The organism is Labrys sp. (in: a-proteobacteria) (assembly GCF_047605565.1).
GTDB lineage: Bacteria > Pseudomonadota > Alphaproteobacteria > Rhizobiales > Labraceae > Labrys > Labrys neptuniae.
Map to the genome: position 1 here is coordinate 1 of NZ_JASGFM010000055.1, position 12,359 is coordinate 12,359.

Sequence of the window (12,359 nt, forward strand, 5' to 3'; positions counted from 1 at the left end):
CTTCAACGAGGTCGACATGACCAACGTCATGGCGCTGCGCAACCAGTACAAGGACCTGTTCGAGAAGAAGCATGGCGTGAAGCTCGGCTTCATGTCCTTCTTCGTGCGGGCTTGCACCCAGGCCCTCAAGGAGATGCCGGCGGTCAATGCCGAGATCGACGGGCAGGACATCATCTACAAGAACTATTGCCATGTCGGCGTCGCCGTCGGCACCGACAAGGGCCTCGTCGTGCCGGTGATCCGAGATGCCGAGACGCTCGGCCTGGCCGGCATCGAAAAGACCATTGCCGATTTCGGCAAGCGGGCCCGTGACGGCCAGCTCAAGATCGAGGAGATGCAGGGCGGCACCTTCACCATCTCCAATGGCGGCGTCTATGGTTCACTGATGTCGACGCCGATCCTCAATGCGCCCCAGTCGGCCATTCTCGGCATGCACAAGATTCAGGAGCGCCCGATGGTGGTCGGTGGCCAGATCGTGGCACGCCCGATGATGTATCTGGCGCTGTCCTATGATCACCGCATCATCGACGGCAAGGAAGCGGTCACCTTCCTGGTGCGCGTGAAGGAGAGCCTGGAGGATCCGGCTCGCCTCGTGCTGGACCTGTAAATCTTCACCCTCCCCTGGAAGGGGGAGGGTCGACGCGCAGCGTCGGGGTGGGGTGGTGGTTCGATGTTGCGGAGAACCGCCGCGCCTTATCCAGTTGGTGCGCGCGGAAGTCACCCCACCCCGGCCTTCGGCCGACCCTCCCCCTACAGGGGAGGGTGAAGTGAAAGCGAGCCCCCATGCCCTCTCATGATCTCGTCGTTATCGGCACTGGCCCCGGCGGCTATGTCTGCGCCATCCGCGCCGCCCAGCTCGGCATGAATGTCGCCGTGGTCGAGAAGCGCGCCACCTATGGCGGCACCTGCCTCAATGTCGGCTGCATCCCGTCCAAGGCGCTGCTGCACGCCTCCGAATTGTTCGACGAGGCCGGGCATGGTTTCAAGGCCTTCGGTATCGAAGTCCCCGCGCCGGTGCTCAATCTGCCCCAGATGCTGAAGCACAAGCAGGAGACCGTGGACGCCAACGTCCAGGGCGTTGCCTTCCTGTTCAAGAAGAACAAGATCACGGCTTATCGCGGCACCGGCAAGATCCTGGCTGCCGGCAAGGTCGAAGTGACGGCCGAAGACGGTTCGAAACAGACGCTGGACACCAAGTCGATCGTGATCGCCACGGGCTCGGACGTTGCGCAGCTCCCCGGCGTCACCATCGATGAGAAGACCGTGGTCTCCTCCACGGGCGCACTCGAACTGGCTGCCGTGCCCAAGAAGCTGGTCGTCATCGGCGCCGGCGTCATCGGCCTCGAGCTCGGCTCGGTCTGGCGCCGCCTCGGCGCCGAGGTCACCGTGGTGGAGTTCCTCGATCGCATCCTGCCGGGCATGGATCTGGAAGTCGCCAAGCAGGCCCAGCGCTTGCTCGGCCGCCAGGGCATCGAATTCAAGCTTGCCACCAAGGTGACCGGCGTCGAGACCAGCGCCTCGGGTGCCGTCGTTTCCGTGGAGCCGGTCGCCGGCGGTGACAAGCAGACCATCGCGGCCGACATCGTCCTCGTCGCCACCGGCCGCCGCCCCTATACGGACGGCCTCGGCCTGGAGGAAGCCGGCGTCGTCACCGAGCGCGGACGCGTGATCATCGACGATCATTTCGCCACCAATGTCCCCGGCATCTACGCCATCGGCGACGTGGTGCGCGGGCCGATGCTGGCGCATAAGGGCGAGGACGAGGGCATCGCCGTCGCCGAGATCCTGGCGGGCCAGCACGGCCATGTGAATTACGACGTCATTCCGGCGGTGGTCTACACCTATCCCGAGATCGCTTCGGTGGGGAAGACCGAGGAAGAGCTCAAATCGGCCGGCATCGCCTACAAGGTCGGCAAGTTCCCCTTCACCGCCAATGGCCGTGCCCGCGCCAACCGCACCACCGAAGGCTTCGTCAAGGTGATTGCGGATGCGACCACCGACCGCGTGCTCGGCGTGCATATCCTCGGCGCCGGCGCCGGCGAGATGATCCATGAGGGCGTGGTGCTGATGGAGTTCACCGGCTCCTCCGAGGATCTCGCCCGTTCCTGCCACGCGCATCCGACCATGTCGGAAGCCGTCAAGGAGGCGGCGCTGGCCGTCGAGGGGCGCGCGATCCATATTTGATCGCGGCTTCTGCACCGCTTTGTTGTCACAAAGCCGCTAAAAGGCCATAGACACGCTTTAGGGCACACTTCCCAGAGCAAAGCGCGTTTGGTGAAAACGCCGCTTTGCTCTAGTTCTTCGCTTTGACGCGTCTTTGCGATTCTTGGTGAGACCGTCGAATCGCAAAACGCTATGAAGTGTGCCCACACTGTTTCTGTCGCCGGTTCCGGTCCCTCAGGCCGGCCGTCCCGGAGTTTGCAATGCCTTTTGCCCGTACCGTTCTCGTCGCTCTTAGCCTGTCCTTGCTGGCCGGCACAGCCTATGCGCAGAACGAGTCAGGCACGCCGCCTGCCGAAACGGCGCCTGCTCCCGCGGATGCGTTGCCGCCGGCCGACCTGGTCGCCGCCAATCAGCCGCTCGAGATCGACACCCATCGCATCAATCCCAAGGCGCTGAGTGCGGCCGACAAGGCGACGCTCGACCAGATCGACAGCTATTTCAACAATATCAAATTCTTCTCCGGCAATTTCGTGCAGGTCGGTTCGGACGGCAAGCGCATCAACGGCAAGTTCTGGGTCTCCAAGCCCGGCCGCATGCGCTTCGACTACGACCCGCCGTCCTCGCTGCAACTCCTGGCCGACGGCACCTCCGTGGCCGTGCGCAACCGCAAGCTCAACACCCAGGATCTCTATTTCATCAAGCAGACGCCGCTGCGCTTCCTTTTGGCCGACAGGCTCGACCTGATCGAGGATTCCAGAGTGCTGGCGGTCGGCCGCGAGCCGGCCGGAATCAGCGTCATCCTGGAGGAGGGCTCGGCTGCCAGCGGCGGCAAGTCGCGCATCCAGCTGACCTTTCCGGCACCGAATTACGAGCTGAAGCAGTGGACCGTCACCGATCCGCAGGGCTACGACACCACGGTGACGATCTCCGGCATCGACCGCAAGCTGCAGCTGCCGGACAAGATCTTCTATATCGACCAGACCAAGATCCTGAAGTAGCCGGGCGGGAGCAGGGCGCCCCATCACAGGCGTCTCAATGCGAATTCGTACAGCGCGCGCCCGGGTTACCTCCGAGGTTTCGCCATCAGGGCGATCCGCATCAAGGCGCGCGAGACGATGGCCTGCCCCAGAACGGCGTTGCGGCGGGCATCGAGCACGGCTTCCGACAGATCGGCTACGATGCGGTCGAGCCGAGCCATGGTCAGGGCAGAGAGCTGAGCCGAGACGCCGGCCTTGCGGCGGAAATGTACCTGCATGCCCATCGAATCGACCACATTGGCGGCCGGGCGGCCCTTCTCGACCTCCCCGCGCAGGCGGTGAAGCAGGAGTGCGTGACGCAGGGCCGTACCCGCCAGCTGCGAGGTGTTGACGCCTTCGTTCCAGGCCTTGGCGAGGGTGGAATCGAGCAGATCCGCCCGGCCGGAAAAGGCGGCATCGATGATCTCGTCGGTGGCGAGCGCACTGGCATCGCCCACCACGGCCTCGACGTCGCTGAGCTCGATGCGCCCGGCGCCATGGGCGTAGAGCGTGAGTTTCTTCAATTCGCTGCGGGTCGCCAGGCGATCGCCGCCGAGAAGCCCGATCAGCGTCTCCCGGGCTTCGGGCGCGATGGTGAGGCCTGAAATGGCGACTTCCTCGGCAATGATCTGGCCGATATTGGCATTCTCGTCGCCGAAACAGGCGATCACCGCCCCGGCGCGGGACTTCTCCACCAAGGAGACCAGGGCATGGTTCTTCTTGAGGTCGCCCGCCTCGATCACCACCCGGCAGGCTGTCGGCGGGTTGGCGAGCACGGGCTCGACCGCCGGCACGATGTTGCGGCTGCCGGCGCGCAGGCGTACGGCGCGGCGTCCGCCGAAGAGGGGAATGGTGAAGACCTCGTCGGCGAGCCGCGCCGGATCACTGCTGATCTCGTCGCCGTCAAGGCGAACGAGCTGGAAGGGATCCTCGACATCGTCGACCGAGGCCGCGACCAGGGCACGCACCCGCTCGCTCACCAGGCCGGTATCCGGCCCATAGACCATGATCACCGCGAAATGGGCGTCCGGCTTCTTGATGAAGGCATCGACGGCGCGCCGTTCGATGGAGGCCATGTCTCAATCAGCCATCAGGGATGGTCGGCGAGCCAGGTCGCCAACCTCAGGCGGATCTGGTCAGCCATCACGTCGGCCGCATCGTTCTCCGCATCGCGTCGGGCACGCACGGTGGCGAAACGCTGCAGGCCGGAATTATAGGACTTGCGCGTGAAGTTCTTCGCCTTGAGCAGGATCTTGTCCGTGGCCGGGTCGAGCAGCGTGTAGTCGGTCGTCAGTGTCACCGTGTCGATTTGCGGCGTGGCGTTCAGCGCGTCGACCAGCGCCGAATCGGAGCTGGAGGAGGTTACAAGCACCAGCCGGTAGCGCGCCGGCGGAGCCTCGGCGCCGCCCGTGAGATTGAACGACAGCCGGTTGCGCACCTGCTGGCCGACACGATCCTCGACCGGGTCGATGGCGATGGCGGCAAGCCTCCCCTTCAGCCCAGGCGAACCGTTGCCGGGCTCGGCCAGCATCGGACGGAAGCAGCCACCCAGCATCACCGCCGGCAGGAGGGCGAGGGCCAACAGCGCGCCGCGGCGCGAGGTCTGACTAGACGACGACATTCACAATCCTTCCCGGCACCACGATGATCTTCTTGGGAGCGCGCCCTTCCAGCACGCGCTGGACGGTTTCGTTCGCCAATGTGGCAGCTTCGACTTCCTTTGGCGATGCCGATTTCGGCACCGTCAGATCGGCCCGCTTCTTGCCGTTGAACTGCACTGGCAGGGTGACGGTATCGTCCTCCAGCAGCGCAGGATCGGCCACCGGCCAGGAGGCCTGCGCCACCAGGCCCTGACCGCCGAGCACGCTCCAGCATTCCTCGGCCAGATGGGGCATCATCGGCGCGATCAACTGCACCAACATGACGCCGGCTTCCTTCAGCGCAGCGGCCAGATTGGCAGGCACGGCCTCGCCGTTCTTGGTGCCGTCCAGCGTGCGGCCGAGGCTGTTCACCAGCGTGTAGATATGCGCCACGCAGCGGTTAAAGCCGAGACGTTCGATATCGCCTTCGACGGCTGCCAGGGCGCGGTGCGCCGCCTTGCGCACGGCGAGGATGTCATCCTCGCTTGCGGCAGGGCTAGCCGGTGAGGCCGAATGGGCGGCGATCTCGTTGACGATGCGCCAGATGCGCTGCACGAAGCGGCCGGCGCCCTGGACGCCGTCCTCGGTCCAGATGACGTCGCGCTCGGGCGGCGAATCCGACAGCATGAACCAGCGCGCAGTATCGGCGCCGTAGTCGGCGATGATGTCGTCGGGGTCGACGACATTCTTCTTCGACTTCGACATCTTCTCGATCGAGCCGATCTCGACCGGCTCGCCGGTGCGGTTGTTGAAGGCGCGGCGCTCGGCACCGTCGCCCTCGATGCGCACGTCGGCCGGCACCACCCATTCGCCATTTTCAGCGCGGTAGGTCTCGTGCACCACCATGCCCTGGGTGAACAGGCCCTTGAAGGGCTCGTCCAGGCCGACATGGCCGGTCTTCTTCATGGCGCGCACGAAGAAGCGGCTATAGAGCAGATGCAGGATGGCGTGCTCGATGCCGCCGATATATTGGTCGACCGGCAGCCAGGCATCGGCTTCCTTGCGCACCGTCGGCGCCGTCTCGATCCACGGATCGGTGAACCGGGCGAAATACCAGGAGGAGTCGACGAAGGTGTCCATCGTGTCCGTCTCGCGACGGGCCGGCTTGCCGCATTGCGGGCAGTCGACATGGCGCCAGGTCGGATGATGGTCGAGCGGATTGCCGGGCCGATCGAAGGTGACGTCGTCGGGCAGCTTGACCGGCAGATCCTTCTTGGGCACCGGCACCACGCCGCAGACCTCGCAATGGATCACCGGGATCGGGCAACCCCAGTAGCGCTGGCGCGAAATGCCCCAGTCGCGCAGGCGGAAATTGACCTTGCGCTCGGCCACGGGTGCATTGCCATGCGTCCGGCTTTCCAGGCGACGGGCGACCTCTTCCTTGGCTTGCTCGATGGTCATGCCGTCGAGGAAACGCGAATTGATCATCAACCCGTCGCCGTCATAGGCGACGTCGGTGATCACGAAGCTGGCCGGGTCCTGGTCGGGCGGGCACACCACCGGCGTGTTGCCCAGGCCATAGGCATTGACGAAGTCGAGGTCGCGCTGGTCATGCGCCGGGCAGCCGAAGATGGCGCCCGTGCCGTATTCCATCAGCACGAAATTGGCGACGTAGACCGGCAGCTTCCAGTCCGGATCGAAGGGATGCACGGCGCGGATGCCGGTGTCGAAGCCCTTCTTCTCGGCCGTTTCGATCACGGCTGCCGAGGTGCCCGTGCGCTGGATCTCCTCGATGAACGCAGCCAGTTCCGGATTGTTCGCCGCAGCGGCCTTGGCGAGCGGATGATCGGCCGCGATCGCCATGAACTTGGCGCCGAACAGCGTGTCGGGGCGCGTGGTGTAGATCAGCAGTTCGTTCTCGCCCGCAGGCGCGGTGGCCGCGTCGAGCTCGAAGCGCACCTGCAAGCCTTCCGACTTGCCGATCCAGTTCTTCTGCATCAGCCGGACCTTCTCCGGCCAGCGATCCAGCGTGTCCAGGGCCGAGAGCAGGTCCTGCGAGTAATCGGTGATCTTGAAGAACCACTGGGTCAGCTCGCGCTGCTCGACCAGGGCGCCCGAGCGCCAGCCGCGGCCGTCGATCACCTGCTCATTGGCCAGCACGGTGTGGTCGACAGGATCCCAATTGACCTTGGAGATCTTGCGCTCCACCAGGCCTGCCTGCAGGAAATCCAGGAACATCGCCTGCTGGTGGCGATAATAGGAAGGATCGCAGGTCGCGATCTCGCGGCTCCAGTCCAGCGACAGGCCCATCGATTTGAGCTGGCCGCGCATGGTGTCGATATTGGCATAGGTCCATTTGGCCGGATGCGTCTTGTTCTGCATCGCAGCATTCTCGGCCGGCATGCCGAAGGCGTCCCAACCCATCGGGTGCAGCACGTTGAAGCCCTTGGCCCGGCGATAGCGCGCCACCACATCGCCCATGGTGTAGTTGCGCACATGACCCATATGGATGCGCCCGGAGGGATAGGGGAACATCTCGAGCACGTAGTAGCGCGGACGCGGATCCTCATTCCTGGTTTCGAAGATCGCCTGGTCGGCCCAGGTCTTCTGCCATCTGGGCTCGGCGTCGCGGGCGTTATAGCGCTCGGTGGTCATGGGGAAGGGAACTCGGAGGTTGAATGTCAACTGAAAGTTGATTTTGAAACGCCGCTTTTAGCGGGCGCGGCGGTGCAAAGCTAGCCTCGTCTCCTTTCGAAGGCCTGAAGAATCTGCGGGAAATCACCCGACAGGGTCGGCACAGGCACGGTTTTGTCATGCCCAGGCTTGACCCGGGCATCCAGCGCCGACGGATTTCCGCGCTGGAAACGAGAGCTGGATAGCCGGGTCGAGCCCGGCAATGACAAGGGTTGAGCCGACGTCGACGGCCGAACGTCGGACAGACCCTGCCTACTCGGCGAGCTTGACCGGCACCGGACGGGTCAGGAGATCGACGTAGAAGTCGAAGAAGCGCTTGTTGTCGAACTGCTTGACCACCTTCACCTTCTGCAGGAGGTCCGTCGGCTGCTTCTGCCAATAGCCGAGCGTGCGGCCATAGCCCGGCCCGAACGCCACATCGACGTCGATATAGAGATCGTCGACCTTGGTCGCGTAGCTCGGATCGACCAGATAGGCGAGGGCGAGCGTATCGAACACGCTGGCCTTGGCCTTGTCGTCCTTGGCGAACTTCTTGGCCATCCAGCTGTCCCGGAAGAGCTTCTGAACCGGGCCTTCGCCGGCGGTGAGGCGGTCGAATTCGGGCTTGCCGATCTGGGTGATGTCGGTGACATCAAGGGGAATGAGGGCCTGTTCGATCGGCTCGCGCATGACGATACGGGCGGCCTCCGGATCGATCCAGACATTCATTTCGGCGGCGGGCGTGGTATTGCCCTTCACGTCGACCGCGCCGGCCATGTAGACGATACGCTTGATCAGCGGCACGATTTCCGGATTCTTGCGGATCGCCAGGGCGATGTTGGTGGCCGGCCCGATCACCAGCAGTGAGACTTCGTGCGGATTGGCCTTGATCGTCTCCACGATGAAGTCGACAGCATCCTCCTTGCGCGGCTTCGCCTTCTTGGCGAAGCCGTCCGGCGGGGCGATCAGGTCGGCCTCCTTGGGCTGCGGGCGATGGAACGAGGTCTTGTAGCTCTCCCCGAAGCCGAACAGCGCACGCTCGTGCTCGAAGCTCCTGGGATCGTGAACGAGGGGCAGGTTCGCGCCGGCATAGACGCCGACCCTGTCCTCGATGCCGAGGCGTTCGATGGCGCGCAGGGCATCGGCGACTTCTTGCTTCAGCCAATCATTGCCGGTGACCACGGTGACGCCCAGAAGGTCTATCGCCTTGTCCTTCTGCAACTGGGCCGCCATGATCAGCACTTGGCCGTCATCGCCGATCGTCGAGAAATCCGTGTCGAGAATGATCTTTTCGGGAGCCGCCTGGGCGGGCGAGGCCAGAAATGCACCCGCGGCCAGTACAAGAGCGGCCATTAATCGCTTCATCGAAAATTTCCTCCTGATCCAATTGTCTGGCCGCGCCTGAAGAATGGCGGGCCATGCCGCTCGAGTGGCGGCAACGCCACATTCGAGCCTGTAACAGGGGATGGCAAGCCGGCATGCGCCAAGCCTGCCCGGCGAAGAAAGTCGATTCCCTCGATTAGGGCGTGCCGGAAGCGCTCGGGCAACGGCTTTCAGGCGATCTGCCACCAAGCCATGCTGGTATGGAAGGGGGTAAGAGAGGCGGACACGCCTGCTACCGTTCAAACGGGAGGCGCAACAATCGTATTACGGCGCTTTCTTGCCCGTCAGCCCGATCAGGCTCTCGAAAGCGGCTGACGTAGCGTGACCGTCGGCCTTGGCCTTGACCAGCAGCTTGTCCTGATCCTGGGCAAAGACGGCCCGCTCGATCTTGACGTCGAGGCCCGGTATCGCCGGCACGGAGGCCCGGGCCTTGTCCTCGTCGAGGGCCTTGGCCACGGCAACGGTGAAGCGCTGGTTGAGATTGCCGAGTAGGGCGGTCGCGATTTCGGTGATTTGCGGATCGCCCGTCTTGATCGAGGCTTCTCCCTTCACCCGCAAGGCGACCTGGCGCGGCGTCGGGATGTAGAGCTCGACCGGGATGGTGATGGCAATCCGGTCGGTGGCGATCTTGGTCTTGATCTTCTGTCCCAGCACCTTGGCGCAGCCCCAGGCCGTCACCTTGCCGGCAACGTCGATCACCGCCGTATCGCCTTCGGCCCGAATATGGGCGCTATCGATGCTGTTGACCACGAGATTGGGGCCCTTGCGGGCACAGGCATCCGCGGGAAACGGCAATTTGCGCGCGATCGCCAGGGCATTGTCCTGCAGCGATTTCAGGTCGCCGGTAACGGCGAGATCGAGCTGGACGCCGTCCGCCTCGCTCTTGCTGTCGAGGGAAGCCTGGATCGGAATGTCGAGGGGAATGCCGAAGACCGGCACGGAAATCGTGGTCGGGCCGATGTCGAGGGAGAAGGCTGCCCGTCCAAGTCCGCAGATCAGGAGCGCTGCCAGGGTGCTTCTTGCCAAGATCGATTTGGCCACCTTGAATTGCATCATCGGCCTGCCCTCCGCAAAGCGTTTTGTGATTTGGTCGTTTCACCAAGAATCGCAAAGACGCGTCGAATCAAAGAGCTAGAGCAAAATAGCGTTTTCGTCCAAACGCGCTTTGCTCTAGGCAACCCTTGTCCATGCGGGGCTTTTAGCATGGTCCGGCTAGGTTCCGGTAGCAATAGCCCGTCCGTCCTATTATGTCGGAGGCCTGTTTCGTCCTTTCGCCACTTTCTGGAAATCATGCCATGTCCGACGCTCCGGCCCGCCTTGCGGAGGTTCGCCTTGCCATCGCCCGCGCTGAGGCCGACGCGCTGCGCCCTGCAGGCGCGGTGACCCTGATCGCCGTTTCCAAGACGTTCGGGCCGGAAGCGATCGAGCCGGTGCTTGCCGCGGGCCAGCGGGTCTTCGGCGAGAATCGCGTGCAGGAGGCGCAGGGCAAATGGCCTGCTCTCAAGGCTGTCTATCCCGATATCGAGCTTCACCTCATTGGTCCGCTGCAGTCCAACAAGGCCAAGGAAGCGGTGGCCCTGTTCGATGTGATCCACACGGTCGATCGCTCTTCCGTGGCCCAGGCGCTCGCCAAGGAAATCGCCAGGCAAGGCAAGGCGCCGCGCCTGCTGGTGCAGGTCAATACCGGCGAGGAAGCCCAGAAGGCCGGTGTCGCGCCCCAGGAGGCCGATGCCTTCATTGCGGCCTGCCGGGATGACTATGGTCTCGTCATCGACGGGCTGATGTGCATCCCCCCGTTCGAGCAGTCGCCCGGACCGCATTTCGCCCTGCTCGCCAAGATCGCTGCCCGCAACGGGCTTTCGATGCTGTCCATGGGCATGTCGAGCGATTTCGAGACGGCCATCGAGGTTGGCGCCACCCATGTGCGTGTGGGCAGCGCCATCTTCGGGACGCGCTGAGCCCTTTTCCGGGCTTTTCGAGAAATCGCGCATGTCATCCCCGGCGGTGCCTTTGGCTCCGGGAAGGGGATCCAGGGGCCACGCATATATCCCTTTAGCCCCTGGATTCCCTTTCCGCCGCTTGCAGCGGCGCCGGGAATGACAGGCCCGACATAGTCCGTTGATCTTATTGCGATAATGCTCCGTTGGGAGGTGTGGGACCGCTATTTCTTGCTGCCGTCGCTGGCGGGATCGGCAAGAGGATAGCTCTTGTCGGTCAGGCAGGCGCGCAACCAGGGGCTGTCCTCATCCTCGCCGAGATCGGCGCTGATCTTGGGCGACGGTGTGTTCGTGCCGCTGGCATTGGCGGTTGCAGCCGGCTGGAGGGTCCAGTGCCGGTCGGCAGAAGGCTGGCCGTCGGGGCAGGGGCTGCTGCCGTTCTCGTCGCCGCAGGTCGCGATCGTCTTGAGCTTGCCATCGGAGACCTCGGCCACGGTCTGGGTGATGTAGAGCGCGTTGGTGGCGAAGTCCGTCGTCACGGAGCAGACCCGGTCCTCGTTCTGGTAGGTGCGCGTTCCCAGGCAGGTATAGATCTGATCACTGCCACTCGGCAGAAAGTCGCAATCCGCGCTGTAGCCCGCGAAGGGGCCTCCGGTGAATTGGGCGTTGAACCGGCGTTGCTTGAGGGCGATCTCGATCAGCCGCGGCAGCTTGGCATCGGTCTTGGAGAATTCGGCCAAATCCGCGGTGCGCGCCTGGATTGCCTTGAGGAGATTGTTTTTGGGTGCTTCCTCGCCGCTATCTTCGGCACCTTCCGCTCCGTCCTCCTGATCGAGACGAAGATCCCGCCGTGCCAGCCAGTGTTTCTGGCTTTCGATCAGCATGGCGCGGATCTCGGGATCCTGGCTGGCCTTGAGGATCCTGGCATAGGCCACGCCCATGGCGGCATCCGCCTGCCGCAACGATTTGTCGGCGCAGATGCGGCGTTCGATCGAGGTCGAGGCCTTCTTGCAGTCGATAGCGTGGGCGGGCAGGGTGTGGAGCACGGTCAGGGCAGCGATGCTGAAAGCCAGGCGTTTCATTGCGGATGTTCCAAGGAAAGGGCGAAGGAGGAGCGGCAGCGGAGTCGGGGGCAAGGCGAGCGGGAAAGTTCAGGCGTCAGCGGCTTCTGCGCGGGTAGGTGCCGTCTATCAGGCTGCCCTCGCCGCCGCAGATGGCAGCGGCATCGGCGCCACGAACCGTGATCGCGCCCTTGTCGATGGAGAAGGAGAAGCCGAGACCGGGCTTGGCCGCATCACCCTGTTCATCGAGGCCGGCCACGATGTTGACGCGGGTGACCTTGCCTTCGAAGGCGTGGCCCGTGATCGAGCCTTCGGCAATGAAGCCGCAATCGGCAACCGTTGCCGCGCCGTTCGGAACGCCGCCGACGGCGGCACTTACCCGCCAATGCTCGCCGGTGCGCTTGACGATGAGCGTGGCTTCGCCGTTTTCCCGGCGGACATAGGTGCCGGCAGCGGTATCCTGCATGCTCATGGCCGCCGTCGCATCGGCGAAAGCCAGGGCGGCAATCGCACAGCCGGCTGCTGCGAAAATGATCTGTTTCATCA

At 64.0% G+C, this 12,359-nt stretch carries 11 protein-coding genes; 4 read left to right on the plus strand and 7 right to left on the minus strand.

Going from position 1 to position 12,359, the window contains the following annotated elements:
• The 3 genes from sucB to QM672_RS29765 all read left to right on the plus strand — a co-directional run.
• On the plus strand, positions 1–607 hold a 607-nt coding region (gene sucB, locus QM672_RS29755), incomplete at its 5' end, for a dihydrolipoyllysine-residue succinyltransferase (RefSeq protein WP_415086932.1).
• A gap of 176 nt (positions 608–783) precedes the next feature.
• The gene (lpdA, locus tag QM672_RS29760; RefSeq protein WP_415086934.1) at positions 784–2,184 is read left to right on the plus strand and encodes a dihydrolipoyl dehydrogenase; all 1,401 of its coding nucleotides are present in this window, start codon (positions 784–786) and stop codon (positions 2,182–2,184) included.
• 239 nt (positions 2,185–2,423) lie between these two features.
• A complete protein-coding gene (locus tag QM672_RS29765; protein ID WP_311944197.1) occupies positions 2,424–3,161 on the plus strand; it encodes an outer-membrane lipoprotein carrier protein LolA in 738 nt (245 codons plus the stop codon).
• A gap of 65 nt (positions 3,162–3,226) precedes the next feature.
• Here the strand turns inward: QM672_RS29765 and holA are convergent, their stop codons facing one another.
• From holA to QM672_RS29790, 5 genes are all read right to left on the minus strand, one after another.
• Positions 3,227–4,255, minus strand: a complete 1,029-nt coding sequence (gene holA / locus QM672_RS29770; RefSeq protein WP_311944199.1) for a DNA polymerase III subunit delta — start codon at positions 4,253–4,255, stop codon at positions 3,227–3,229.
• Between the two features lie 14 nt (positions 4,256–4,269).
• Positions 4,270–4,800: an LPS assembly lipoprotein LptE gene (gene lptE / locus QM672_RS29775; RefSeq protein ID WP_311944200.1), complete on the minus strand. Its 531-nt coding sequence runs from the start codon at positions 4,798–4,800 to the stop codon at positions 4,270–4,272.
• Positions 4,787–7,414, minus strand: a complete 2,628-nt coding sequence (gene leuS / locus QM672_RS29780; protein WP_415086937.1) for a leucine--tRNA ligase — start codon at positions 7,412–7,414, stop codon at positions 4,787–4,789. Before leuS ends, lptE begins: the two co-directional genes overlap by 14 nt.
• 291 nt (positions 7,415–7,705) lie before the next feature.
• The gene (locus QM672_RS29785; protein ID WP_415086939.1) at positions 7,706–8,785 is read right to left on the minus strand and encodes a nucleoside hydrolase; all 1,080 of its coding nucleotides are present in this window, start codon (positions 8,783–8,785) and stop codon (positions 7,706–7,708) included.
• 294 nt (positions 8,786–9,079) lie between these two features.
• Positions 9,080–9,871, minus strand: coding sequence for a hypothetical protein (locus QM672_RS29790; RefSeq protein ID WP_415086941.1), 792 nt, complete (start codon positions 9,869–9,871; stop codon positions 9,080–9,082).
• A gap of 239 nt (positions 9,872–10,110) precedes the next feature.
• Between QM672_RS29790 and QM672_RS29795 the strand changes: the two genes are divergently transcribed.
• Complete coding sequence (locus tag QM672_RS29795) at positions 10,111–10,773, plus strand: YggS family pyridoxal phosphate-dependent enzyme (RefSeq protein ID WP_415086943.1); 663 nt, start codon at positions 10,111–10,113, stop codon at positions 10,771–10,773.
• Positions 10,774–10,976: 203 nt separating this feature from the next.
• Here the strand turns inward: QM672_RS29795 and QM672_RS29800 are convergent, their stop codons facing one another.
• Entirely contained in the window at positions 10,977–11,834 is an 858-nt protein-coding gene (locus tag QM672_RS29800) for a lysozyme inhibitor LprI family protein (protein ID WP_415086945.1), read from the minus strand.
• Positions 11,835–11,910: 76 nt separating this feature from the next.
• Complete coding sequence (locus tag QM672_RS29805; protein ID WP_415086947.1) at positions 11,911–12,357, minus strand: hypothetical protein; 447 nt, start codon at positions 12,355–12,357, stop codon at positions 11,911–11,913.
• Between the last annotated feature and the right edge of the window lie 2 nt (positions 12,358–12,359).